General features: G+C 64.3%; 27 protein-coding genes and 1 pseudogene. 13 read left to right on the forward strand and 15 right to left on the reverse strand.

Annotated elements, in window-relative coordinates; genetic code table 11:
* Positions 1 to 15 precede the first annotated feature (15 nt).
* Positions 16 to 1,551 (reverse strand): sensor histidine kinase, encoded by a 1,536-nt coding sequence (locus GGR23_RS08610; protein WP_183365812.1) that lies wholly within the window; start codon positions 1,549 to 1,551, stop codon positions 16 to 18.
* A 122-nt stretch (positions 1,552 to 1,673) separates the two neighbouring features.
* On the opposite strand from GGR23_RS08610, the gene GGR23_RS08615 reads away from it, so the two are divergent.
* The 7 genes and pseudogenes from GGR23_RS08615 (at position 1,674) to GGR23_RS08645 (ending at position 5,935) form a co-directional block, all read left to right on the forward strand.
* Positions 1,674 to 2,231, forward strand: coding sequence for a thermonuclease family protein (locus tag GGR23_RS08615; RefSeq protein ID WP_183365813.1), 558 nt, complete (start codon positions 1,674 to 1,676; stop codon positions 2,229 to 2,231).
* Positions 2,232 to 2,259: 28 nt separating this feature from the next.
* Positions 2,260 to 2,880, forward strand: a complete 621-nt coding sequence (locus GGR23_RS08620) for a glutathione S-transferase (RefSeq protein ID WP_183365814.1) — start codon at positions 2,260 to 2,262, stop codon at positions 2,878 to 2,880.
* Positions 2,877 to 3,508 (forward strand): annotated as a pseudogene (locus GGR23_RS08625) (uracil-DNA glycosylase family protein). Before GGR23_RS08620 ends, GGR23_RS08625 begins: the two are co-directional and overlap by 4 nt.
* A 158-nt stretch (positions 3,509 to 3,666) precedes the next feature.
* Positions 3,667 to 4,155 (forward strand): Lrp/AsnC family transcriptional regulator, encoded by a 489-nt coding sequence (locus tag GGR23_RS08630; protein ID WP_183365815.1) that lies wholly within the window; start codon positions 3,667 to 3,669, stop codon positions 4,153 to 4,155.
* Positions 4,156 to 4,321: 166 nt separating this feature from the next.
* A complete protein-coding gene (locus GGR23_RS08635) occupies positions 4,322 to 5,065 on the forward strand; it encodes a sulfite exporter TauE/SafE family protein (RefSeq protein WP_183365816.1) in 744 nt (247 codons plus the stop codon).
* 68 nt (positions 5,066 to 5,133) lie between these two features.
* Positions 5,134 to 5,343 carry a hypothetical protein gene (locus GGR23_RS08640; RefSeq protein WP_183365817.1) on the forward strand — a complete coding sequence of 70 codons (210 nt, stop codon included), beginning with the start codon at positions 5,134 to 5,136 and terminating at the stop codon, positions 5,341 to 5,343.
* A gap of 13 nt (positions 5,344 to 5,356) precedes the next feature.
* Positions 5,357 to 5,935 carry an AAA family ATPase gene (locus tag GGR23_RS08645; protein WP_183365818.1) on the forward strand — a complete coding sequence of 193 codons (579 nt, stop codon included), beginning with the start codon at positions 5,357 to 5,359 and terminating at the stop codon, positions 5,933 to 5,935.
* On the opposite strand, the gene GGR23_RS08650 is transcribed toward GGR23_RS08645, so the two are convergent.
* The 7 genes from GGR23_RS08650 to GGR23_RS08680 form a co-directional block, all read right to left on the reverse strand.
* Positions 5,932 to 6,627 (reverse strand): DNA alkylation repair protein, encoded by a 696-nt coding sequence (locus GGR23_RS08650; protein WP_183365819.1) that lies wholly within the window; start codon positions 6,625 to 6,627, stop codon positions 5,932 to 5,934. The genes GGR23_RS08645 and GGR23_RS08650 overlap by 4 nt on opposite strands.
* Positions 6,624 to 7,493, reverse strand: a complete 870-nt coding sequence (locus tag GGR23_RS08655; RefSeq protein ID WP_183365820.1) for an NAD(P)-dependent oxidoreductase — start codon at positions 7,491 to 7,493, stop codon at positions 6,624 to 6,626. The genes GGR23_RS08650 and GGR23_RS08655 overlap by 4 nt, the downstream gene beginning before the upstream one ends.
* A 75-nt stretch (positions 7,494 to 7,568) precedes the next feature.
* Entirely contained in the window at positions 7,569 to 8,384 is an 816-nt protein-coding gene (locus GGR23_RS08660; protein ID WP_183365821.1) for a class I SAM-dependent methyltransferase, read from the reverse strand.
* Between the two features lie 54 nt (positions 8,385 to 8,438).
* A complete protein-coding gene (locus tag GGR23_RS08665; RefSeq protein ID WP_183365822.1) occupies positions 8,439 to 8,705 on the reverse strand; it encodes an usg protein in 267 nt (88 codons plus the stop codon).
* A gap of 589 nt (positions 8,706 to 9,294) precedes the next feature.
* Entirely contained in the window at positions 9,295 to 10,125 is an 831-nt protein-coding gene (locus GGR23_RS08670; protein WP_183365823.1) for an ABC transporter permease, read from the reverse strand.
* Positions 10,122 to 10,925: an ABC transporter permease gene (locus tag GGR23_RS08675; RefSeq protein ID WP_183365824.1), complete on the reverse strand. Its 804-nt coding sequence runs from the start codon at positions 10,923 to 10,925 to the stop codon at positions 10,122 to 10,124. Before GGR23_RS08675 ends, GGR23_RS08670 begins: the two co-directional genes overlap by 4 nt.
* 185 nt (positions 10,926 to 11,110) lie before the next feature.
* Positions 11,111 to 11,890: an ABC transporter substrate-binding protein gene (locus GGR23_RS08680; protein WP_183365825.1), complete on the reverse strand. Its 780-nt coding sequence runs from the start codon at positions 11,888 to 11,890 to the stop codon at positions 11,111 to 11,113.
* A 403-nt stretch (positions 11,891 to 12,293) separates the two neighbouring features.
* Here GGR23_RS08680 and GGR23_RS08685 point away from each other — a divergent pair, with 403 nt between their 5' ends.
* Positions 12,294 to 14,477 carry an OmpA family protein gene (locus GGR23_RS08685; protein WP_183365826.1) on the forward strand — a complete coding sequence of 728 codons (2,184 nt, stop codon included), beginning with the start codon at positions 12,294 to 12,296 and terminating at the stop codon, positions 14,475 to 14,477.
* 468 nt (positions 14,478 to 14,945) lie between these two features.
* Here GGR23_RS08685 and mobB read toward each other — a convergent pair whose 3' ends face one another.
* The 4 genes from mobB to moaA all read right to left on the reverse strand — a co-directional run bounded on the left by mobB (position 14,946) and on the right by moaA (position 18,068).
* Positions 14,946 to 15,461, reverse strand: a complete 516-nt coding sequence (mobB, locus tag GGR23_RS08690) for a molybdopterin-guanine dinucleotide biosynthesis protein B (RefSeq protein WP_183365827.1) — start codon at positions 15,459 to 15,461, stop codon at positions 14,946 to 14,948.
* Complete coding sequence (gene mobA, locus GGR23_RS08695) at positions 15,458 to 16,069, reverse strand: molybdenum cofactor guanylyltransferase MobA (RefSeq protein WP_183365828.1); 612 nt, start codon at positions 16,067 to 16,069, stop codon at positions 15,458 to 15,460. The genes mobB and mobA overlap by 4 nt, the downstream gene beginning before the upstream one ends.
* A complete protein-coding gene (locus tag GGR23_RS08700) occupies positions 16,066 to 16,974 on the reverse strand; it encodes a DMT family transporter (protein ID WP_183365829.1) in 909 nt (302 codons plus the stop codon). The genes mobA and GGR23_RS08700 overlap by 4 nt, the downstream gene beginning before the upstream one ends.
* Before the next feature lie 104 nt (positions 16,975 to 17,078).
* Positions 17,079 to 18,068 (reverse strand): GTP 3',8-cyclase MoaA, encoded by a 990-nt coding sequence (gene moaA, locus GGR23_RS08705; protein ID WP_183366360.1) that lies wholly within the window; start codon positions 18,066 to 18,068, stop codon positions 17,079 to 17,081.
* A 456-nt stretch (positions 18,069 to 18,524) separates the two neighbouring features.
* Between moaA and GGR23_RS23425 the strand changes: the two genes are divergently transcribed.
* Entirely contained in the window at positions 18,525 to 18,650 is a 126-nt protein-coding gene (locus tag GGR23_RS23425; protein WP_281375694.1) for a hypothetical protein, read from the forward strand.
* A gap of 77 nt (positions 18,651 to 18,727) precedes the next feature.
* Positions 18,728 to 19,111: a gamma-butyrobetaine hydroxylase family protein gene (locus GGR23_RS08710; protein WP_183365830.1), complete on the forward strand. Its 384-nt coding sequence runs from the start codon at positions 18,728 to 18,730 to the stop codon at positions 19,109 to 19,111.
* Between the two features lie 47 nt (positions 19,112 to 19,158).
* Here GGR23_RS08710 and GGR23_RS08715 read toward each other — a convergent pair whose 3' ends face one another.
* Positions 19,159 to 19,626, reverse strand: a complete 468-nt coding sequence (locus GGR23_RS08715; RefSeq protein WP_183365831.1) for a MarR family winged helix-turn-helix transcriptional regulator — start codon at positions 19,624 to 19,626, stop codon at positions 19,159 to 19,161.
* A 45-nt stretch (positions 19,627 to 19,671) separates the two neighbouring features.
* Between GGR23_RS08715 and GGR23_RS08720 the strand changes: the two genes are divergently transcribed.
* Positions 19,672 to 20,577 (forward strand): alpha/beta hydrolase, encoded by a 906-nt coding sequence (locus GGR23_RS08720; protein WP_183365832.1) that lies wholly within the window; start codon positions 19,672 to 19,674, stop codon positions 20,575 to 20,577.
* A 69-nt stretch (positions 20,578 to 20,646) separates the two neighbouring features.
* Here the strand turns inward: GGR23_RS08720 and GGR23_RS08725 are convergent, their stop codons facing one another.
* Positions 20,647 to 21,714 carry a GGDEF domain-containing protein gene (locus tag GGR23_RS08725; RefSeq protein WP_183365833.1) on the reverse strand — a complete coding sequence of 356 codons (1,068 nt, stop codon included), beginning with the start codon at positions 21,712 to 21,714 and terminating at the stop codon, positions 20,647 to 20,649.
* A gap of 224 nt (positions 21,715 to 21,938) precedes the next feature.
* Positions 21,939 to 23,546: a fumarate hydratase gene (locus GGR23_RS08730; protein ID WP_183365834.1), complete on the reverse strand. Its 1,608-nt coding sequence runs from the start codon at positions 23,544 to 23,546 to the stop codon at positions 21,939 to 21,941.
* Positions 23,547 to 23,788: 242 nt separating this feature from the next.
* Here GGR23_RS08730 and GGR23_RS08735 point away from each other — a divergent pair, with 242 nt between their 5' ends.
* Positions 23,789 to 24,010, forward strand: a complete 222-nt coding sequence (locus GGR23_RS08735) for an AbrB/MazE/SpoVT family DNA-binding domain-containing protein (RefSeq protein WP_246365160.1) — start codon at positions 23,789 to 23,791, stop codon at positions 24,008 to 24,010.
* Entirely contained in the window at positions 24,010 to 24,369 is a 360-nt protein-coding gene (gene mazF / locus GGR23_RS08740) for a type II toxin-antitoxin system toxin MazF (protein WP_183365836.1), read from the forward strand. The genes GGR23_RS08735 and mazF overlap by 1 nt, the downstream gene beginning before the upstream one ends.
* Positions 24,370 to 24,372: the final 3 nt, after the last annotated feature.

Here is a 24,372-nt window from a genome sequence, read left to right on the forward strand (position 1 = left end):
GCTACCCGCACACCCTCACGCGAAGCTGCGTTTCTTGCGTTCCACGGCCTGGGCGTCCTCGACGGCGGGGACGGTCTGGAGGACGCGTTTGGCGGGGAGGATGGCGATCACTTCCGTGCCTTCGCGCAGCTTGGATTTCAGGATGAACTGGCCGTCGTGCTTGGCCATGATCGCCTGAACGATCGGCAGGCCGAGGCCGGTGCCCTGTTCGGCGCTCTTGATGGCGATGGAGCCCTGGCCGAAGGCGGAGAGCACCACGGGGATCTCGTCCTCGGGAATGCCCGGACCGTTGTCCTTGATCGCCACATATTGCCCGCCGGTGGAGGTCCAGCCGGCCTTCACCTGGATTTCGCCGCCCTGCGGGGTGAACTTCACCGCATTCGACAGGAGGTTCAGCACCACCTGGCGCATCGATTTCTCGTCCGCCCAGACATCGGGGAGGGAGGATTCGAAGACTTCGGTGATGGTGATGTTCTTGCCGCGGGCGCGCAGCTGCACCATGCCGATGCAGTCTTCCGCGATATCCAGCAGCGAGATCGCCTCTTCCTGCAGCTCGTAACGCCCGGCCTCGATGCGCGAGAGATCGAGGATCTCGTTGATGAGGTTCAGCAGGTGCTGCCCGGAGCGGTGGATGTCGTTGACATATTCCTTGTAGGTCGGGTTGTTGAGCGGCCCCATCACCTCCGTGGCGATCACCTCCGAAAAGCCGAGGATGGCGTTGAGCGGGGTCCGGAGCTCGTGCGACATGGAGGCAAGGAAGCGCGATTTCGCGAGGTTCGCCTCTTCCGCCCGCCGCCGCGCCTCGTCCGACATGGATTTCGCCGTCTCCAGCTCCGCGATCAGATCGTCCTTTTCCGACTGGAAGGAGAGCAGCTTGATGTTGGACATGTACATGCGGTCCGTCACGATCACGAAAAAGGCCACCGCGACGCACAGCATGGCCAGCAGGCCGACATCGAAGATGCTGCCGCCGAGCGCGGCATTGCCCACCAGCGTGACGATGACGGGGGCGAAGGTGACCGGCACCGAGCGCCGCAGCATGAAGCAGGACAGCGCCGTGAAGGACAGCACCACCAGAAGGATGGCGCCCTTGAACAGCGAGTAATTGTCCGGCGAGCAGGCGCCGCAGGTCTGGATCGAGAAGGCCGCCCAGCCGAAGCCGAGGATGGCCTGGCCCGACAGCAGCACGTGCTGCCACTTGCGTGCGTTCTCGTTGGTGATGTTCTGGCGCAGCGCAAAGCGCTGCAGCAGCGTGTTTGCCGCATGCAGCACCAGCGCCATGAAGGCCCAGCCGATCAGCCGCAGGTCGTCGTTGAAATAGGAGCCGACGATGGTGATGGCGACGATGAGGTAGGGGGTGATCGACGCGCTCTGCAGCGCCGTCGTCAGATGCATCACCAGCAGGTCGCGGTCGAAGGCGCGGCTGCCGTGGTCGCCATGCTGCAAGCGTTCGCGCGTCGCCTTCACCGCGCGGTTCACGGCGCGGTTACGGTGGCTGCGGGAACGGTCGACAATGATCTTGTCGGTCGATGAACTCACTTGCTGGGACATGAAACCGGTTGGCGAACACAGTGATGATCGCTAAACCTTAGCCACGAATTCTTAAGAAGATGCTGCCAGCAACCTTTTGTTTTCCATTTTTCTTAGGCGCCGGAGGACCCGTACGGCCCGCCATGTCCAGACGAAGACCTTCCTTCCGCATCTGGCGGGAACTCGCCATTCTCCTGATTTTTCTGGCACTTGCAGGCGGTTATGCACTTCTTTCGCGCAAGCCCGCGGCCTTCTTCACGCAAGGGCCGTTCGTGGCGGTCGATGGCGATACGTTAACGATTGACGGCATGCGGCTGCGCATCCGCGGCATCGATGCGCCGGAGCGCCGGCAGCTCTGCGGCGAGGGGCGGGCGCAATGGGCCTGCGGGCTGGAAGCGCGGCGGGCGCTGGCGGCCCGTCTCGCCGGCCTTTCCTGCGAGGTGAAGGGCCAGGACAAGTATCGGCGCCGGCTTGCCCGCTGCCGCATGCCCGCGGGAGACCTGGGGGCGGCGATGGTGCGCGAGGGCCTTGCGGTCGCCTATGGCGACTACGAGGCCGAGGAGGCGGAGGCCCGCCGGGCGCGGCGCGGCCTGTGGTCCGGGCCGTTCCTGAGGCCGGAAGACTGGCGCAAGGCCCACCGGCGCAAGGCCGAAATGGAGGATGTGCCCGACATGCTCGGTATCCTCCGATTCTGGTGGTAGAACCGATGGCACGGAAAGGAAGCCGGACATGAAGCTTTACGACGGCGGGCGGGCGCCCAATCCCCGCAGGGTGACCTATTTTCTCGCGGAGAAGGGCATCGCGCTCGAAACGGTGCCTGTCGACATGGGCCAGCTCGAGCACCGCTCCGATCTCATCAGCCGGCTGAACCCGCTGCAGCGCCTGCCGGTGCTCGAACTCGACGACGGCACCATCCTGACGGAGACGGTGGCGATCTGCCGATATCTGGAGGAGCTCCATCCCGATCCGCCGCTCTTTGGCACCGACCCGCTGGAACGGGCGCTGGTGGAGATGTGGCAGCGCCGGGTGGAGCTGCATTTCTTCATGGCGGTGGCGGCGGCCTTCCGTCACCTTCACCCGGCCATGCAGGGCTGGGAAGTGCCGCAGATCCCCGAATGGGGCGAGGCCAACAAGCCGAAGGCGATCGAGTTCCTGCGTCTTCTGGATGGCGAGCTGGCGGGCCGTGCCTTTGTCGCCGGCGACCGCTTCTCGATTGCCGACATCACCGCCTATGTGAGCGTGAACTTCATGAAGCTCGCCCGCATTCCCCTGCCGGAGGACCTGCCGAATGTTCGCCGCTGGCACGCGGAGATCGCGGCGCGGCCGGGCATGGGCTCCATCAAGCCGTGACGGAGACGCCTTCGCTCGAACGCCTTCGCCACGACATAAGCGCCTGCCGGCTCTGCCGCGATGCGCCGGCCGGTGGGCCGGAACGCCGGCTTCCGCACGAGCCAAGGCCGGTTGCCGTGCTGTCCCGGACGGCGCGGGTGCTGATTGCCGGGCAGGCGCCGGGTCTCAGGGTGCATGAAAGCGGACTGCCCTTCAACGATGCCTCGGGCGACCGGCTGCGCGCCTGGCTCGGCGTCGGCAGGGAGCAGTTCTACGATCCCGACACTTCGCCATCGTGCCCATGGGCTTCTGCTTTCCCGGCTACGACGCCAAGGGAAGCGACCTGCCGCCACGCAAGGAATGCGCGCCGCTCTGGCGGGCACGGGTGCTGGCGGCCATGCCGCAGGTGCGGCTGGTGCTGGCGGTGGGCGGCTATGCGCAGGCCTATCACCTGGGCGCGCTGGCCCGCGGCGGCATGACGGAGACGGTTCGCAACTTCCGCGTTTTTCTCGATCCGCCGGAAGGCCCCTCCATCCTGCCGCTGCCACACCCTAGCTGGCGCAACACCGGCTGGATCCGCCGGAACCCGTGGTTCGAGGAAGCGCTGCTGCCGGAATTATTTGCCCGCGTGCACGCGCTTATCAGGTGACACGCGCGCACAATTATTCTAATGGAAGGGCAATAGGGGAATGAAAATGCGAACGGTCCGAAAATGGTCGTTCGGTCTCCCGGGATATCGATTATGTGCTCCAAAGGGTTGCAGGCCGCAGCCCCGGAGTTCGGCCACGCCGAAGAAAGGATGCTGGAATGGATCGCCTCGACCGCAAAATTCTCCGTCTTCTGCAGGAGGACTCCACGCTCGCGGTGGCCGATCTCGCCAAGAAGGTGGGCCTTTCCACCACGCCCTGCTGGCGCCGCATCCAGAAGATGGAAGAAGACGGCGTCATCCGCCGCCGCGTGGCGCTGCTGGATCCGGCCAAGGTGAACACCAAGGTCACCGTCTTCGTCTCGATCCGCACCAACGCCCATTCCATCGAATGGCTGAAGCGCTTTTCGGAAGTGGTGGTGGAGTTTCCCGAGGTGGTGGAATTCTACCGCATGAGCGGCGACGTGGACTATCTCCTGCGCGTGGTCGTGCCTGATATCGCGGCCTATGATGCCTTCTACAAGCGGCTGATCGCCAAGATCGAGATCCGGGACGTCTCCTCGGCCTTCGCCATGGAGCAGATCAAGTACACGACGGAACTGCCGCTCGACTACATGGGCATCGACAACGTCAAGACCGGCGACGACTGAGCGACGGGTGCGGCCGGGCCTTCATCCGGTCTCGAACGGCCGTTGCGATGAAAGACGAGGCCGGATGTCGAGCGCGGCGCCGGCTTGCCCGCTGCCCCAATTTTTCCTGATGCTTTCTGCGGCCAAATCGGCGTAGGCTCCCTCCGGGATCAGGAGGGGCCGGTCGATGTCGTCTGTCTATGTCTATGCGTTCGTTTGCGTCTTTCTTGCGGGGATCGTGAGGGGTTTTTCCGGCTTTGCCTTTGCCGCGCTGGTGGTGATCTCCGTTTCCTTCGTGCTGCCGCCGGAGACCGTGGTGCCCGCGGTGCTGATCCTCGAGGTGATCGCCGGCATTCACCTGCTGCCGTCCATCTGGCGGACGGTGCACTGGCCGTCCATCACCATCATCGTCGTCGCCTCGATCATCGCCACCCCGCTCGGCGTCTATGTTCTCGCAAACGTGCCGGCCGAACCGATGAAGCTCGCGCTTGCGGTCATCACCTTTGTGGCGGCGGCTGTTCTGGCCACGGGCTACCAGCTGAAGCGCATGCCGCGCCCGGCGGAAACCGCGGCGACGGGGGCGGCGGCCGGGCTTCTCAACGGCGCCTTCGGCATCGGCGGACCGCCGATCATCGTGTTCTTCCTCGGCTCGCCGCTGGCGCTCGAGGCTGGCCGGGCCTCCATCGTCGCCTCCTTCCTTGCCATGGATATTGCCGGCCTCATCGCGCTCTTTGCCTTCGGCATGTATGACAGGGCGAGCCTGACGCTGACGGTGCTGGCGCTTCCGGCGCTCGTCGCCGGCGTCTATATCGGCTCGCGCCTCGTCGGCCGGCTCGACGAAAAGGCCGCCCGCAAGGGCGTCATCGCCATCCTGATGATCCTCTCGGTGATGATGGGCTATGGCAGCCTTATGGCCATCCGCGGCGGGTGAGGGGAGCTTCGGGGGGTGACAGCGACGGAAAATGATGTATTTTAGGGAAATGTGAGGAGACCATTTCCATGGCAATGCGCGCGCGCGACCTTCTGGACAAGAAGCGGGAACAGCTTGCCGTGCTCGGCAGCAAGGCCCAGGAAGAGGCGCGCGCTGCCGGTGTCAGCGCTTATTTTATCGATAAGAACAATCCTGATTTCATAACTGAAGAGCGCCCGGACGGAACCCGGGTGATTGTGGATCGTGTCGAACAGCCAGGGAAATTCGCCGCCGAATAGGCAGCCCGAATGCGTGGTTCTCGCCGGCCCAAACGGGGCCGGAAAATCCAGCCTCTACCGAACGATCCGGTTTGCCGGCGAATTCGTCAACGCCGACGATATTGCGCGAGGGCTCCGGCCGGACAGGCCGGACGACGCCGCCATCGAGGCCGGAAAGATAGCGCTTGAGCGCCTCGACGCGCTCGTCGCGGCCCATGACGACTTCGTTTACGAGACGACACTTTCCAGCCACCAGTCGATCCGGCTTCTGCGGGCCGCGAGGGATGCGGGCTATGCGGTTCTTCTGGTTTTCGTCGCCTTGCAATCGGCAGACCTCCATGTGCTGCGGGTAAGGCAGAGGGTGCTGCAAGGAGGCCATTCCATTCCCGAAGCGGCGATACGCCGACGCTACGACAAGACCTTCGATCAATTGCAGAGAGCCATTCCCTTCTGCACGGCAGCGGAGATCTACGACAACTCAGGCGAGGATGGGCCGAGGCACGTCGCATCCGTCGGGGAGGGGAGCGTTGCTGTCCTTCATGCCTCAGAGAACGCGTTCGACCTGCGCATTGAGGCCTGCCTTCGCGGTGCCGGCTGCCTGTTTCCGGTCTAACCCAACCCCACTTTGCGCAGGGCGATCCTGCCCTTCAGTTCGCGTGCGGCATCCTTGCCGATCCAGCGGGCGGTGCGGTCTTCGCTGGCGGCGAGCCTTTCGGCAAGCGCAAGCGCCGGGCCGTGGCAGCCGGGGCTCCGTTTGCCGATCTGGCGCAGCGCCCAGTTCACCGCCTTCTTCACGAAATTGCGGGGATCGGTGGCGTGGGCCTCGATCACGGGCAGGAAGGCGAGGAAGGTCTCGTCGGGCAGCTTCTTGAGGTGCACGGCGCTCCAGGCGATCATCACGAAACCGGTGCGGCGGACGAATTCCCTGTCGTCGGCAATGAATTCCGGGATCAGTTCCGGGCCGAGACCGGCGTCGGCGAAGGTGTCCGACCAGCTGTCCACCATCTCCCAGGAATTGAAGGTCGCGGCACAGGCGCGGGCCTGATCGGCGGTGATCTTCTTCGGCTCCTCCGTGTAGGACGCAAGGAGCCTTGCCTCGCGGATGCCGCTGTCCCAGAGCGCCAGCGCCCTTTCGTGGTTGCGGCGGATGATCCGGGCGATGGCCCGGAGATCCGTGTTCGATATGCCCAGGGCATGGTCCGTCACGATGCCGAAACGGGCCATGCCGGCCACGTTCTCCTCGTTGCGCAGGCTTTTCAGGTGCGCGATCACCTCAGCGGCGGTCGAGGAGGGGGAGAGCGTCATTTTTCGAGGCGCGCCAGAAGCGAGGACGTATCCCAGCGGTTGCCGCCCATGGCCTGCACGTCTCCATAGAACTGGTCGACGAGTGCGGTGACCGGCAGCTTCGCGCCGTTGCGGCGGGCTTCCGTCAGCACGATGTCGAGGTCCTTGCGCATCCAGTCGATGGCGAAACCGAAATCGTACTTGCCCTGGTTCATGGTCTTGTGGCGGTTTTCCATCTGCCAGGAACCGGCGGCACCCTTGGAGATCACCTCCACCACCTTCTCGATGTCGAGGCCGGCGCGCTTGCCGAAATGGATGCCCTCGGCAAGCCCCTGCACGAGGCCGGCGATGCAGATCTGGTTGACCATCTTGGTGAGCTGGCCGGCGCCCGCCGGGCCCATGAGGCCGACCATGCGGGCATAGGCATCGATGACGGGACGGGCCTTCTCGAAGGTTGCCTCCTCGCCGCCGCACATCACGGTGAGCACGCCGTTCTCGGCGCCCGCCTGTCCGCCCGAGACAGGGGCATCGATGAAGCCGAGGCCCTTCGCCCTTGCGGCTGCTTCCAGCTCGCGGGCCACTTCCGCGCTTGCGGTGGTGTTGTCGATGAGGATCGCGCCGGGCTTCATGGAGGAGAGCACGCCGTTTGCGCCTGTCGTCACCGAGCGCAGGTCGTCGTCATTGCCCACGCAGGTGAAGACGAAATCGGCATCGGCGGCGGCTTCCGCCGGCGTCGGGGCAGAGCGGCCGCCATGCTGCTTCACCCAGGCCTCGGCCTTCGCGGCGGTTCGGTTGTACACGGTGACATCGTGCCCGCCCTTGTTCTTCAGGTGGGCCGCCATGGGATAGCCCATGACGCCAAGACCGATGAATGCCACTTTCGCCATTGCGATCACTCCTCATAACGCATCCGGATTCCGGTGCCGAGGATTATCGGAAATGCTGCGCCGGCGAAAGCGGAATCAGGCGAGACGGGCCGTGACGAGAATGCCGGGCGAAGGCTCGCCCTCCTGCATGCGCACGTTGATGTCGAGCATCTCCACGATCTCGAAACCGGTGGCCTGCAGCCGTTCGCGGATATAGGCGGGCGAATGCACGAACCGGTGGAAGGGGTAGATCCGGTAGGGCTCGCCCTGCAGCTCGTCCTCGCCGCGCGTTTCGGCGGAAAAGATGAACAGACCCCCCGGATTGAGGTTCTCGGCCGCCCCGAAGAACAGCGCTTCCAGCCCGCCCAGATAGGGCACCACATCCGTTGCGGTGATGATGTCGAAGGGGCCGTCGTCATTGTCCTCGAGATAGTCCTCGACCTCCGCCACGTAGAGCGTGTCGTAGGCCTCCTTCTCGTCGGCGATGGCGACCATGTTTTCGGAGAGATCGAGCCCGGTGATGTCGTCTGCCATGTCGCGCAGCGCCGCGCCGGTGAGCCCGGTGCCGCAGCCGAGATCGAGCAGCTTGCCGAAGGGGCCGAGCTTCAGCTCCTGCAGCCGCTGGCGCACCATCACAGGCACGCAGTAGCCGAGCTGCTCCACCAGAATGTCCTCGAAGGCCTCGGCATGCTGGTCGAACAGCGTTTCCACATAGGCTTCCGGCGCCTTGGGCGGCGTGTCGCCACGCCCCAGCGCCGCCAGCCGCACGGCCACCCCGCCATGATCCTCGGGGTCGAGCGCCAGAACCTCGCCATAGGCGGCCACGGCCGCATCCACATTGCCGGATTTCTCCAGCGCCAGAGCGCGGTTATAGGCTTCCGCGAGAGCCTCTTCGTCGATCTTCTTTGCCATGCGCGCAGTCATAGGCCGCTGCCTTCTGCCGCGCAACCGGATTCAGCGGCCGGCTCAATGCAGGATGAACTCGCCCTTCAGCGCCCGCCACTCGTTGGGCCCGATCAGCTTGCGGTGGCAATAGCGCACCGAATGCAGCGGCCCATCGAGCTTTTCCTCCCAGAATTTCAGGAACTCCCGCATCTCCGGGAAATCCGGCGCGAGATCGTAATGCTGCCAGACATAGGTCTGGAGAATGGCCGGGTGATCCGGCAGGCGGTAGAGAATATGGGCCGTCGTCAGCCCGTAGCCACGCAACTGCAGTTCCATTTCCTTGTTCATGGTCACCTCTCGTGGTTTCCAAAACTCGAATGTCCATTCATGCGCCTGTCATCAAATGGAAACACCGGAAGGTTAACCGAAGCTTTACAAAGCCGGCCTGCGAGGGTCAATATGTTGTGAAATCAATGTGTTAGCAGCATGGGTGGGAGAGTGCTGCCAAAGGGGCGGGAGTGTGCCGTGCGGCACCCGCCTCTGTCCCTGCAAACCGTCGCGTTTGCCGTGCTGCACCCCCCTCTGCCCTGCCGGGACATCTCCCCCAGGCGGACGAGCTTCGCTCGCCGCGAGGGGGAGATCATCGGTGCCTCGCTCGATGTCGGGTTTGCCGTGCTGCACCCCCCTCTGTCCCTGCCGGGACATCTCCCCCTCAAGGGGGGAGATCGACCGTTATTTTAGGGTTTCCCCAGACAACCAGCGTCTCATTTGCTGAAACGGTGACGGGGGACTGCCCGCATCAACCCCATCCCGATCTCCCCCCTTAAGGGGGAGATGCCCGGCAGGGCAGAGGGGGTGCGGTGCCTCAAACTCGACATGGTGCGAGGCAGAGGGGGCTACCCAACCGCAAACTCCACCCCCGGCATCCCCCCGACACCTATCGCCGCAGATGGCGGGTGAGGCGGCGTTCGAGGTAGGCCCAGACGTGGCGGAGGGTTTCGACGATCAGGAGGTAGAAGATCGCGGCCCAGAGATAGGTCTGGTAGTCGAAGGTGCGCGAGAAGGCGTAGCGGGTCTGGCCCATGATATCGAGCACGGTGACGACCGAGACCACGGCGGAGCCCTTGATCATGAGGATGATCTCGTTGCCGTAGGGGCGCAGCGCGACGATGAGGGCCTGCGGCAGGATGATCTTGCGGAAGGCGACGCTGTCGGGAATGCCGAGCGACTTGGCGCCCTCGCGCTGGCCGCGGGGAACGCTTTCGATGGCGCCGCGAAGGATTTCCGCCTGATAGGCCGCGGTGTTGAGCGTCAGCGACAGGAAACCGCAATACCAGGCCTCGCGGAAGAACCACCAGAGGCCGACCGACTCCAGCTCCACGCGGAAGCTGCCGACCCCGTAGTAGAGCAGGTAGAGCTGGGCGAGCAGCGGCGTGCCGCGGAAGATGTAGACATAGCCATAGGCAATGCCGTTCAGCACCGGGTTCCTCGACATGCGCGCAAAGGCGATCGGCAGCGAGAGGATGGCCCCGCAGACGACGGAAACGAGCACCAGCGTGGCGGTGACGCGGATGCCGTCGAGATAGCGGGGGCCGTACTTGGCGAACTTCTCCGGATCCCAGCCCGTGACGATCATGTAGAGCAGGGCAAGGCCCAGCAGCAGCCAGATGGCCTGCGCGCCATAGCCGAGCACCGCGGAGCGGTTGAGCGGCGGGCGGTCGAGCTTCGGGGCAGGGCGGGCCGGAATGAGGGTTTCGGCGATGCTCATCGGGCGATCTCCGCACGCTTGGCCCAGCGTTCGACGAAGCCGAGCACGAATGAGGACAGGAGCGCCAGCACCAGATAGAGGCCGCAGGCGAGCAGATAGAAGAAGAAGGCCTGCTTGGAGACCTTGGCGGCCACGCCCGTCTGGCGCAGCAGTTCGGCAAGACCGATGACGGAAACGAGCGCGGTATCCTTCAGCAGGTTCATCCACAGGTTCACCAGGCCGGGCAGGGCGATCCGCACCAGCTGCGGCACGATGATCAGCCCCATGGTGCGGCCACGGCTGAGGCCGAGCGCATCGCCCGCCTCGTACTGGCCGCGCGGAATGGCCTTGAAGGCCGACAGCAGCACTTCCGAGCAATAGGAGGAAAACACCACCGAAAGCGCCACCATGCCGGCGACGAAGGCGTTGATCTCCACCCGCTCCTCATAGCCGACCCAGGAGAGGAAGCCCTGGATGAGGATCTGCGCGCCGTAATAGACGATGAACAGCGTGAGCAGTTCCGGCAGGCCGCGGAAGATGGTGGTGTAGATGCCGGCCGCGCGGCGCAGCGACGGCTCGCTGGATTGAAGCGCCAGCGCGATGAAGAAGCCGATGACGATGCCGAGCGGCAGCGTGGCAAGCGCCAGCGAAAGCGTCATCTTCAGGCCGAGCGCGATCTCGTCGCCCCAGCCGGTGTCGCCGCAGGCGACGATCGAGTCCGCCGGCAGGAAGGAAAACACCCCCACCGGCCCGCAAAGCGGATCCAATACATGTCCAAGCCAGCCCGTCAGCGAGCCGACCGCGGAGAATACTCCGTCCATCTCCCAATCCCCCTCGCACCGCTTTGGGTGCAGTCACCAGTTTCAGGCGTCTTGTGCGCCTTGTTGTGTATGGGCGTGCCCGTTTCGGGCGCGCGTCCATCAGCATAAACGAATTTTTCCCGAACAGGAAAGAAAATGGCGGAAGAACCGGTCTTCCGCCATGTTTCAGGGCATTTTCGGACGCCTTACTGACCGTAGACGTCGAAATCGAAGTATTTCTTGTTGATTTCCTGGTACTTGCCGTTTGCCCGGATGGCGGCAATGGCCTGGGTGAAGCGGTCGGCCAGCGCCTCCTCGCCCTTGCGGACGGCAATGCCGGCGCCTTCGCCGTTGATCGCGGGGTCGACGGGCAGCGTGCCGAGGATCTTGCAGCAGCTGCCGGCATCCGACTTCACCCACTGCGACAGGACCACCACATCGTCGATCACGGCATCGATGCGGCCGTTGGAAATGTCGAGCTTGTACTCGTCTGCGGTGGGGTAGAGCTTCAGCTCGGCGCCCTTCATGTGGGCTTCGGCGTAGTTGGCATGCGTGGTGGAGGACTGCGCGCCGAGCGTCTTGCCCTGAAGGGCGGCCTCGGTGGCCTCGGTCAGCGGGCTATCCTTCGGCACGGCAATGGCCGGGGGGGTGTTGTAATACTTCTTCGAGAAGGACACCTTCTCCTTGCGCTCCGGCGTGATCGACATGGAGGCGACGATCGCGTCGAACTTCTTCGCCTGCAGCGCGGGAATGATGCCGTCCCAGTCCTGGGTCACGAATTCGCAGGTCACCTTCATCTCGTCGCAGAGCGCCTTGGCGATGTCGATGTCGAAACCGGTCAGCGTGCCGTCGGCTTCCAGGTTGTTGAAGGGCGGATAGGCGCCTTCGGTGCCGATGATGATCTTCTCTTCAGCCATGGTGGCGCCGGCGGCAAATGCCAGAGCCGCAAAAGATGCAGCGGCCAGAAGGCGGGCAGACAATTTCATGGGATCCTCTCCTTTTGCAGGCACCGGTTTGTTGCGTTCCGGTGCTCCCCTTGTGGTTGGCGGACCGAAATCCGCGGCAACCGCATAATCTTACGCCCTCGCGACGAAAATCAATATTAATCACACCAATGATGTCGCAAAACGGAGATTTTGGCGAAAATTTCGGCTGTCCGCTCGCTTGGCCGGGGAAAAATCGTCCCGAGGCGATGAAGTCAAAGGGAACGCCCGAGCGCAGCCGGCGTTAACGGCCAAGTGAACGTGCCATTCATTCGCTATTCAGCCGGATGGCGCTACCCCTTGTTCTGGAATGATCGCCGGGAGCACCACATTGTCGCCAGGATATGCGGCAAGCTTTCGCCGACCCCCGCAATCGCGATTCTTTCGCGCCAAGAGGACTGTTGAGATGACGCTTCGATCCAAACTCTTTGCCACCGTGGCCCTGCCGGTGCTGTCGGTCTCGCTCGTCGTGGAGCCGGCGCTTGCCGCCGGAAACCAGGCCGGCCATCAGGGCACCTGGCTGATGGCCCAGGCGCTGGAAGGCGATCTGGACGGCGATGGCCAGCTGAGCCCGGAAGAGCAGCAGCTCCTCCAGCAGCAGAAGCAGGGTCAGCCCGAGGAACAGGCACCCGCCGAAGAACCGCAGCCCGAGCCGGAACAGGCTCCCGCCGAAGAGCCGCAGCCCGAGCCGGAACAGGCTCCCGCCGAAGAGCCGCAGCCCGAGCCGGAACAGGCTCCTGCCGAGGAACCTCAGCCCGAGCCGGAACAGGCTCCTGCCGAAGAGCCGCAGCCCGAGCCGGAACAGGCTCCTGCCGAAGAGCCGCAGCCCGAGCCGGAACAGGCCCCTGCCGAAGAACTGCAGCCCGAGCCGGAACAGGCCCCTGCCGAAGAACCGCAGCCCGAACCGGAACAGGCGCCTGCCGAAGAGCCGCAGCCCGAGCCGGAGCAGGCTCCCGCCGAAGAGCCGCAGCCCGAGCCGGAGCAGGCTCCTGCCGAGGAACCGCAGGCCCAGCCCGAGGAGCAGGCTCCTGCCGAGGAACCGCAGGCCCAGCCCGAGGAGCAGGCTCCTGCCGAGGAACCGCAGGCCAAGCCCGAGGAGCAGGCCCCTGCCGAGGAACCGCAGGCACAGCCCGAGGAGCAGGCACCTGCCGAGGAACCGCAGGCACAGCCCGAAGAGCAGGCTCCTGCCGAGGAACCGCAGGCACAGCCTGAGGGACAGGCACCCGCAGAACAGCCGTCGACGGATCAGCAGGGCGCCGAGCAGCCTGCCACCGAGCAGCCGGATGCGGCCGACACCGATGCAGCCGTACCTCCGGTTGAGGACAAGCTGACGGTCGAGGAAAAGCAGAAGATCGCCGAAGACCCGTCCAAGACCTCCGACACGGTGGTCCTGCCGGTGGATAACGGTGCTGCCGTTCTCGATAGCGACAAGGATGCCGATCTCACCGGCGGTGCAGAATCCCGCGAAACCCGCTCCAAGGAGCGCGAGCAGGTGGAAGTCGCCCCGCCGCCGGAGACGGATGCCGATGCCCAGGCCGCGCTGCCTGTGCTCGAGCCGGCTGCGGTAAACAAGGTGCTGGAGGAAAAGGGCAAGAAGGTCGAGCAGGCCCCTGCCTTCCAGATCCCCGGCGTTACCAATGTCAACAACAACGTGACCAACAACACGGTCAACAACACCGTGGTGAACAACAACACCACCAACAATACGGTGGTGAACAACGTCACCCAGGTGAACACCGTGACGGTGATCAAGAAGGAAGAGAACACCACGATCCTCAACGTGGGCAACCACATCGTGGTTCGCTCGGACGACCGCGAACGCCTGCGGATGGACAGCAACGACAGCTTCTACGAGCAGCTTTCGCGCGGCCGCAGCCGTGAAACCATCGTCCGCCCGGATGGCACGCGCCTCGTCACGGTCTACAACCGTTATGGCGACATCATCCAGCGCTCGCGGGTCACGCCCGATGGCGACGAGTATGTGATGATCTACGCGCCGGAGGCCGACTCGGAAGAACCGCGCCGGATCTATGACGCCGGTTACGACCTGCCGCCGATGCGCCTGACGGTTCCGGTCGACGACTACATCGTCTCCACCTCCCGCGAGCCCCGTGAGGATTACTACGCCTTCCTCGAGAAGCCGCCGGTGGAAAAGGTCGAGCGTGTCTACTCGATCGACGAGGTTCGCTACTCGGCCCGTATCCGCGACAAGGTGCGCCGCATCGACCTGGACACGATCACCTTTGCCACGGGCAGCGCGGAAGTGCCGCTGAACCAGGCGAAGACCCTGCGCAAGGTCGCCTCGGCCATGCTCAAGGTCCTGAAGAAGGACCCGGGCGAGACCTTCCTCATCGAAGGTCACACCGATGCCGTCGGCTCGGATCAGTCGAACCTGATCCTCTCCGACAAGCGCGCGGACTCCGTTGCCGCCCTTCTCACGGATGTCTACGGCATCCCGCCGGAAAACCTGGTCACCCAGGGCTATGGCGAGCGCTACCTCAAGATCCGCACCGCCAGCGCCGAACAGCAGAACCGCCGCGTCACCATCCGCCGCGTCACCCCGCTGATCCGCCCGGTGGCCCAGAAGTAAGGCACATCTTTTACCCAAGGACTGAAACCGCCCGGAGCAATCCGGGCGGTTTTTTCGTTGGGGGAAGAGGACGGGTTGAGGGGTGGCGTGGGGCGTCTGTGCCTTGCAAACCGTTGAGTTTGACGCACGGCACCCCCCTCTGCTCTGCAAACCGTTGAGTTTGCCGCACCGCACCCCCCCTCTGCCCTGCCGGGCATCTCCCCCAGGCGGACGAGCTTCGCTCGCCGCGAGGGGGGAGATCGGGATGGGGGTTGATGCGGGCAGTCCCTCGCCACCGTTTTGCGGATGAGACGCCGGTTATCTGGGGAAATCAAAAATTGCAATGTCGATCTCCCCCCTTGAGGGGGAGATGTCCCGGCAGGGACAGAGGGGGGTGCAGCCCGGCAAATTCGCCGACAGAGGGGGGTGCCCCCCCGCAAATGCAACCCCACACAAGGGGCAAACCGGCCTGCACCGCCAGGCGCGCGGTCAGCTCTGCCTGAGGCCGGTGATCCGTTCGACGAAGTCGGCGATGGCGGTGGTGTCGTCGAGGTCGAAGACGGGGAGGGGCGAGTCGCCGACGGGGTGGTCTGCGGCGATGGCGACGATGTGGGGGTCGCTGGGGGCGAGCGGTTCGCGGTTCTTGGCCTCCAGCCGGCGCGCCTCGATCTTCGGGATCGGCTCGCGCTTGTAGCCTTCGATCAGCACCAGATCGCAAGGGGCGATGCGGGCGAGGATTTCCTCGAAGGTGGGTTCGGGCGCGCCGCGCAGCTCGTGCATGATCGCGAAGCGCGTGCCCGACACGATGGTCACCTCGTGCGCCCCGGCCTGCCGGTGGCGGAAGCTGTCGGCGCCGACCTTGTCGATGTCGAAATCATGGTGGGCGTGCTTGATGGTGGAGATGCGGTAGCCGCGGCGGGTGAACTCCTCCACCAGCCGGACGGCGAGGCCGGTCTTGCCGGAATTCTTCCAGCCGGAGATGCCGAAGACGCGGGGCTTGGTCATGCCATGATTTCCCGAAGGGCGAGCGCCCGGCGGTAATCGTCGGGCGTGTTGATGTTGAAGAAGGGGTCTATCGCGCCTTCTCCAGTCGGGATCAAGGGGAATGACACCGCGCGATGCGGATGCCGGCGGATGAAGGCCTTGAGGCGGCGGTTACCGGGGTCGGAAAGCCAGTGCCGGAGATCGTCCTCCAGCGCAACCGGCCAGAGAGCGAAGGCCGGGTGCCATTCGCCGCCGATTTCCGCAACCGCGATGGCATCCGGTTCGGTGGCGGCCGCGCAGAGGGCGGCGACGAGGGTTTCCGGGAAGAAGGGCGTGTCGGCGGCAATCGTCACCACACGGGAAAAGCCGAGCCGCCGTGCCTGTGCAAGCCCGGCGGCAACGCCCGCCAGAGGCCCCGCATATCCGGCAATATCGTCCGGGATCACGTCGACGCCCGAAGGCAGGCCGGCACGGGAGCCCGCATTGACCGCTACCCGCGCACACTGGGCGCCAAGCCGCGCGAGCGCGTGGCCGAGAAGCGTATCGTCGCCGAAGGGAAGGGCGGTCTTGTCCTGCCCCATCCGCCGCGACAGGCCACCGGCCAGCACGATGCCGAGGGGCGCGCTCATCCCTCCATCACCTCGGGGCTCGGTTCCTGGGCGAGGCGGCCGTTGCGCCGCGCTTCCCGGTGGAAGGTGTAGAGGCCGGAGGCGACGACGATGCCGATGCCGATACCGGTGAGGAGATCGATCTTCTCCCCGAAGAACAGATAGCCCCAGGTGAAGGCCACCAGCAGGGCCGTGTAGCGGAAGGGGGCGATGAAGGAGATTTCGCCGGTGCGCATCGCGGCGATGACGAACTGATAGCCGACCAGCGAGAAGACGGAGGCGGCGGCAAGATGCATCACGACCGCCAGGGTCAGCGGCTTCCACCCGCCGAGCCACGGCATCAGCAGCCCGCCGGTCAGGGTGAGGCAGACGACGGTGACGGTCGTCAGCATCAGCGAGGGGATTTCCGGAGGCACCCGCTTGGTGGAGAGGTCGCGGCCGGCAGCCAGGAAGACGCAGGCGACCGCCAGCAGCGAGGCGGTGGTGAAGCCTTCAGGACCGGGGCGCATGATGATCAGCACGCCCGCAAAGCCGGCGACGATCGCCAGCCAGCGCCGCCAGCCGACCGGTTCCTTCAGGAAGAGCGCGGCGCCCAGCGTAACCGCGAGCGGCAGCGACTGCAGGATGGAGGTGATGTTTGCCAGCGGAATGTTGCCAAGCGCCGACAGGAACACGATGCCAGCGGCGATCTCGAAGAAGACCCGCATGCCCACCGTCGGCCGCGCCATGACGGTGAGCGGCCGCAGCGCGCCCATGCGCCAGGAGATCAGGAAGACGAGCACCGACGTCATGGCGCCGCGAATGAGCATGATCTGCCCGACGCTGACATCGTGGCTGATGGCCTTGATCAGGGCATCGTTGCTGGCAAAGCCTGCCATGGAAAGCGCCATGTAGAGCGCGCCCTGGCTGTTCCTGGACAAGGCCATGCCGCTGATTCCCTCTGTTCGACCCGATGGCGATCCTTAACGCAGGAAAGGCCGCGGATCGATGGCGAAATGCTGATGAATGGCAGGCGGGAATTGATGGATCGTCAGCCGCCGGTAACGCTCATGTGACGGGCGACGGCCGGCCTGTTGCGGGTGCGGTCGATGACGAAATCGTGCCCTTTCGGCTTGCGGGAAATCGCCTCGTCTATCGCGGCGGACAGATGGGCATCGTCTCCGGACGCCCGCAGCGCCGCGCGCAGGTCTGCCGCATCGTTCTGGCCGAGGCACATGTAGAGCGTGCCGGTGCAGGTGAGGCGCACCCGATTGCAGCTTTCGCAGAAGTTGTGGGTCATCGGCGTGATGAAACCGAGCCTGCCGCCGGTTTCCTGAACCTCGACGTAACGGGCCGGTCCGCCCGTGCGGTAGGGAATGTCCGAAAGCGTGAACTGCCGCTCGAGCGCCGCGCGAAGCTCCGAAAGGGGCAGATACTGGTCTGTCCTGTCCTCGTCGATCTCGCCCATGGGCATGGTCTCGATGACGGTGAAATCCATGCCGCGGGCATGGGCCCAGCGGATCATGGCGGGGATTTCCGCATCGTTGAAGCCCTTGAGGGCAACCGCGTTGATCTTGATCTTCAGCCCTGCAGCAAGGGCGGCATCGATGCCTTCCATCACCCGGGCAAGCTCGCCCCAGCGGGTGATCTGGCGGAACTTGTCGGCATCGAGCGTGTCGAGGGACACATTGATGCGCCGGACGCCCGCTTCGGCGAGCTCGCCGGCAAAACGGGCCAGCTGCGAGCCGTTGGTGGTGAGGGTCAGCTCCTCGAGCTCGCCCGACTTCACCCGTTCGCCGAGCGCGCGCACCAGATGCATGATGTTCTTGCGCACCAGCGGCTCCCCGCCGGTCAGCCGGATCTTCTTCACGCCCTTGGCGATGAAGGCGCGGCAGAGCCGCTCCAGCTCCTCCAGCGTGAGGAGGTCCTTCTTGGGCAGGAAGGTCATGTTCTCGGCCATGCAGTAGGTGCAGCGGAAATCGCACCGATCCGTCACCGAAACGCGCAGATACGAAACCATCCGCCCGAAGGGGTCGATCATCGGCGATGCCGTCTGGCCGGAAAAGGGGCCGGGTCTGCTGTTCACCTTCTCACTCCCGCTTGCTCTTCACCTAATGTGTTGGCTGACAGCACCAACGTCAAGACAATGGCATTTTTATCCGCCAGCCGATGCCCGGCGAGCGAAGGCAATCCGTCCGCCGGCGGCATCCTGCGTTTGACAGGTGAGGAAAATTAGGCAAACCTTACAAAAGGTGAGGAGCTGTTTCGTGCCGATGAGTGTTGTCTGGAACGAGAGAACCAAATTGCTGGCCAACGCGCTGGGCCGGGCATCGACGGCTTGCCTGACTGTCGGGGTGCTGGCGCCGACGGCCAGCGCTCTCTACATGGGCGCAAACGGACCTGCCAATCTGGCGCCTCTGGTCGCCGCCTTCTGCGGATGGCTATTTTCGGCCCTGGTGTTACACTTGGCTGCGCGCCGCGTGTTGGGGAGATTGTCTTGAGCGATGTCGAGCTGTTTGCCTATGTCGTCCTGCCGCTGGTGATTGCAGCGGGGGGTGGCCTGATTGGCTGGATCTACGGCCGGAACCGCGATCTGGACCGGGATAGCCACCCGGCGGAGTAGCCGATCGCCCAAACTTCATCTTGCGTCCGAATCGGGTAACCCCTAGATCAGCGGGACTGCGAAATGCGAGGCGCACCATGGCGGATACCCACAACATCTGGCCCACCGAACTGAGGGTCGCGAAGGACCGGCAGCGGCTGGTGATCACCTTCAACAATGGCAAGGCCTATGATCTCTCGGCCGAGATGCTGCGGGTGCTCTCCCCGTCGGCGGAGGTGCAGGGCCATGGCCCCGGCCAGCGGGTGACCGTGCCCGGCAAGCGCAACGTCGCCATCCTTTCCATGACCCCGACCGGGAACTATGCCGTGCGCATCGGCTTCGACGACGGCCACGATACCGGGATCTTCACCTGGTCCTACCTCGCCGAGCTCGGCGAGACCGGAGCGGAGAAGTTTGCCGAATACGAGCGCGAGCTCGCCGAAAAGGGCATGAGCCGCGTCGTGAGCGAAAAGCCGCGCTGAGAAAACGAGTCCGATCCTGCCGCCATGCGGTTGAAGGGAAAGGACAATCACTCCTCGTCGCGGATTTCGCGGATGAGCGATGCGGCCACGCTTTCCATGATTTCGGCAAGCTCCTGGCAGCGCTCGATCGGCGTGTGGGAGAGCGTGCGCTCGATCACCTCCGTCTGGATCTGCATGGCCTTTTCGGCCAGGCTGCGGCCCTCCTCCGTCAGCGAGAGGCGCAGGACGCGGCGGTCCCGGCTGTCGCCCGAGCGGGCAATCAGCCCCCTCTTTTCCATCTGCGGCAGCAGCATCGACATGTTCGACCGGCCGACCAGCAGCTTGCGCGCCAGTTCCTGCTGGGTCATGCCCTCGAAGCGGTAGAGATTGACGAGAATATCCAGGTGCGGCGGCTTGATGTCGAGGTCCGCCAGCGCACGCGTCAGCACCTGCTGCATGAGCTGGCAGGCGCGGCCAACGGCGATCCAGCTGCGGAAACGCGGGTGATCCCAGGGCAGGGCTTGATTTTTGTTCATAACTGTACTTTATTGTTCAATGTTGAACATTAGCGGAATCCCACTATGGCATCCTTTGCGCTCTCCGTCATCCGCCTCGGGCTCCGGCTCGTGTCCACCGTCTCACCCGAACATGGCGGGAGGCTGGCCTACCGTCTTTTCTGCACCACCGACAGCCGAAAGCCGAAGGGCGCCAAGCAGCGCGAGGCCCATGCGGAAGGCATGCGCCTCTTGTCCGGGGCGAAGGCGACGCGGATGTCCCTGTCGGACTGTTCGGTGATGGCCCATCGCTTCGACGGCGCGCTGCCTTCGGATGCGCCGCGGGTTCTGGTCGTGCATGGCTGGGGATCGGGCGCCGCCTATCTGGCGCCGATGGCGAAGGGGCTGCACGAGGCGGGAAACCGCGTGGTTGCCCTTGATCTGCCCGGTCACGGCCAGTCCAGCGGGCGCATCCTCGACATGCGCCGCGCGGTGGAGGCCATCCAGGCCGCGGCGCGGGAACATGGGCCCTTCGATGCCATCGTGGCGCATTCCTTCGGCGGAGCGGCGACCATCGCAGCCACATCGGGGCTCATTGCCTGCGTGCCGCGCACGCAGGCCGGCCGGCTGGTGATCATCGGTGCCCCGAGCCGTCTCGACTTCATCTTCGGCGGCTTTGCCAGGATCATGCGGCTCGGTCCGGCGATGCTGGAGCGGGTGGAACGGCAGGCGGAGATCGGCACCGGGCTTCACCCGGCCCGCTTCGACGGGGCAAGGCTGGTGGCCGCGCTTGGCGTGCCGGCGCTGATCGTCCATGCGCAGGACGACAAGGAAGTGCCGGCGGACAATGCCGCCGCCTATGAGGGGCGCTCGCCGCGCATCCGCGTGATGTGGGCGAACGGTCTCGGTCATCGGCGCATCGTGCGGGATGCGGGCGTCATTTCCGCCATTGCAGCCTTCATCGCGGAAGGCCGGGTGGCGGAAGCCGCCTGAACCGGCGCATGAAAAAAGGGCGCCAGCCTTTCGGCGGCGCCCTCCGGTCCCGTCCCGGTCCGACGGGTCCTATTTCTTGTAGATCAGCCAGCCCTTCTGGAATTCCTTGCGCATCCCGTCCTCGAAGGGAACGGTGCGATTGCGCCCGGCATTCTTGGCGCAGTAAAGCGCGATGTCGGTCTTGCTGTAGAGGTCGCTCGGATCCTCCGCCGCATCGGCCATGCAGACGCCCAGCGAAATGGTGATCGGGCCGTAATTCACCCCGGTCTTGGAGTTCTTGAAGGGCGTCTGCTCCAGGCTGCGGCGCACGCGCTCGCAGATCTGCAGCACTTCGTCCAGCGTGTTTCCTTCGAGGATGAAGGCGAATTCCTCGCCGCCGGTGCGGGCGACGAAGACGTCCTTGCGCAGATTGGCGCGGATGACGGTCGCGACAGTCGCGAGGATCTTGTCTCCGACCGGGTGGCCGTAGGTATCGTTGACCTTCTTGAAATGGTCGATGTCCGCAATGACAAGGGCGGTGATGGCGGTGCTCATCGAGTTGTCATAGACGGTCGCCAGCTTGTCGTCGAAGGCGCGGCGGTTGGAAAGGCGCGTCAGCGAGTCGGTGTTGGCGATGCGCTTGTACTCGTCGAGTTCCTGCCGGACGAGTTCCATCTCGCGGGACTTCAGCGACAGGCTTTCGGTCGTCTGCGCGCCCTTGGCCATGGTGGCGCCGGTGGCATCGGACAGAAGCGTGATGGCGTTGCGAAGGATGTCCGCGCTGCTGGCGTTCTTGCTGTTGATCCGGTTGTAGGTCTCGCCGAGCAGACGGTTGTAGCTTTCCAGCGAGTTCTGCTCCTGGCGCAGCATGCGCAGCAGGCCATCCAGCTCGGTCAGCAGCCGGGTATGGGCTTCGTCGACCACGGTGTGCTGGTGGCGGTTGAAATACTTGATGCCGATCGCATCGAGTTCTTCCTGGGTCGCCTTCTTGCCAAGAGCCGCGACCTCGCGGGTCAGTGCGGGGTTCGAACCGAGATAGGCTTCGTAGAAGAGTTCGTAGTTGCGCGGGATCGGTGAGACGCCCATGGTGCGCATGGCATAGGTGATCTGCCCGGCGATATCGGGAATCTGTGCCTTGAGGGCGTGCGCCGCTTCCATGGCAGTTGTCTCCGGATCTTCTGTTCCCTTGTTCCGGTCGGTAATAGCGCAGATCCGTTATAATTTGATTAAAAAGTGAGTTATCACTAATAACTTTTATGGATGACTTCTATTAGGTCCCGGTGCTCAAGCTGTTGATTTCTCAGGCATGAGACGAAAGTCGAAGGCAAGGCCAGAGGCCTTGCCTTTTGTCAAATATCAGGGGTTTTCAAGGGCTTTCTGAATCAGCCGAGGTTCAGCTCCTGGAAGAAGTCGTTGCCCTTGTCGTCGATGACGATGAAGGCGGGGAAATCCTCGACCTCGATCTTCCAGACGGCTTCCATGCCGAGTTCCGGATATTCGAGAACCTCGACCTTGCGGATGCAATCCTGGGCCAGACGCGCGGCCGGGCCGCCGATCGAGCCGAGATAGAAGCCGCCATGGGTCTTGCAGGCCTCGCGCACCTGACGGCCGCGATTGCCCTTGGCCAGCATCACCATGGAGCCGCCGAAGGACTGGAACTGGTCCACGTAGCTGTCCATGCGTCCGGCGGTCGTCGGTCCGAAGGAGCCGGAAACGAAACCTTCCGGGGTCTTGGCGGGGCCGGCATAGTAGACCGGGTGGTTCTTCATGTAGTCCGGCATGCCGCCGCCCTGTTCCAGCCGCTCGCGGATCTTGGCATGCGCGAGGTCGCGGGCGACGATGATGGTGCCGGTCAGCGACAGGCGGGTCTTCACCGGATGCTTCGAGAGCTCGGCGAGGATCGCGCTCATCGGCTGGTTCAGGTCGATCTTCACCACCGATTCCGACATCTTCTTCTCGTCGATCTCGGGCATGTAGTGGGCCGGGTTGGTTTCCAGCTGCTCGAGGAAGATGCCATCCTTCGTGATCTTGCCGAGCGCCTGGCGGTCGGCGGAACAGGAAACGCCGAGGCCGATCGGCAGCGATGCGCCGTGGCGGGGCAGGCGGATGACGCGGACATCGTGGCAGAAGTACTTGCCGCCGAACTGGGCGCCGACGCCCATCTGCTGGGTGAGCTTGTGGATTTCCTTTTCCATCTCGATGTCGCGGAAGGCATGGCCGCTTTCCGAGCCGGAGGTCGGCAGGCTGTCGAGATAGCGGGTGGAGGCGAGCTTCACGGTCTTCAGGTTCATTTCGGCGGAGGTGCCGCCGATGACGATGGCGAGGTGATAGGGCGGACAGGCCGCCGTCCCCAGCGTCAGGATCTTCTCCTTGAGGAAGTCGATCATCCGGTCATGGGTGAGCAGCGACGGGGTTCCCTGGAACAGGAAGGTCTTGTTGGCCGAGCCGCCGCCCTTGGCGACAAAGAGGAACTTGTAGGCATCCGTGCCCTCCTCATAGATGTCGATCTGGGCCGGCAGATTGTTCTTCGTGTTCTTTTCGGTGAACATCGAGAGGGGCGCGAGCTGCGAATAGCGCAGGTTCTTCCGCTCGTAGGCGTCGAGCACGCCTTTTGCGAGCGCGTCGTAATCGCCGCCTTCGGTCCAGACGCGGCGGCCCTTCTTGCCCATGATGATGGCGGTGCCGGTATCCTGGCACATCGGCAGCACGCCGCCGGCCGCGATGTTGGCGTTCTTCAGCAGGTCATAAGCGACGAAACGGTCGTTTTCGGTGGCTTCGGGATCCTCGAGGATCGAGGCCAGCTGCTTCAGGTGGCCCGGGCGCAGCAGATGGTTGATGTCGGCAAAGGCCGCTTCCGCCAGCAGGCGAAGGCCTTCCGGCTCCACCGTCAGGATTTCCTGGCCCTTGAAGGTGTCGACGGACACATAGTCGGAGGTCAGCTTGCGATAGGGAGTGGTATCTTCGCCAAGAGGAAAAAGATCGTCAGCCATGTCTGGGGCCCTTTGTGCCGTAGGAAGCGTCGAGGCGGCCAATGCCACGCGGGCATTGCGTCAGCGTTGCTCTATTCGGCAGGGGGGCAATTTGCAATCCGCCGGAAGTCGGAAGGGTGCACGACCGGTTGACGCAGGGCCGCCGCCTTGATCGAAATCCCGATTGTGCTACTTTCGTTGCACATTAGGAGATTGCGATGGGTGTGACGACAAGAATCCGGCGGCAGGGCGGAGCCGCAATCATGACCATACCGCCAGCCATCCTGAAGCTGATGGGGGCTGAGGTGGGGGGAGAGCTCGTGCTCGCGGTCAGGGACGGCACGCTGGTGGCGAGCCCCGTGAAGGCAGAGCACAGGCGTTACTCCCTCGCGGAGCTGCTTGAAGGCTCGGAGGACCTGGACGGGTTGAGCCGCGAGATCGATGGTTTCGGGGATGGCGAGGCCATGGGCAAAGAAGTGCTTTGATGGTGCGCAATCCCGTACCGCAGCGCGGCGATGTCTATCTCGTGGATCTCAATCCGGTGGTGGGAAACGAACTGCGCGATCCGCATCGCTGCGTGATTATCACGCCGCGGGAAATCAATGCGCTGGGTCTTTGCCTCGTGGCACCGGTCACGACGGGCGGGCTGCATGCCCGTCGGGTGGGCCTCGCCGTTGCCGTCACGGGCCACGATACCACTGGCATGATCCTCTGCAACCAGCTGCGCACGCTGGATATCCTCGCCCGGGTGCAACAGAAGCGTGCGCGCTATATCGAAACGATCGATTCCTTGATCATGGATGAGGTCGTGGCGCGGGTCGCCAGCATGATTGATCCGCGATGACCC

Source organism: Gellertiella hungarica, from assembly GCF_014197145.1.
Classification (GTDB): domain Bacteria; phylum Pseudomonadota; class Alphaproteobacteria; order Rhizobiales; family Rhizobiaceae; genus Gellertiella; species Gellertiella hungarica.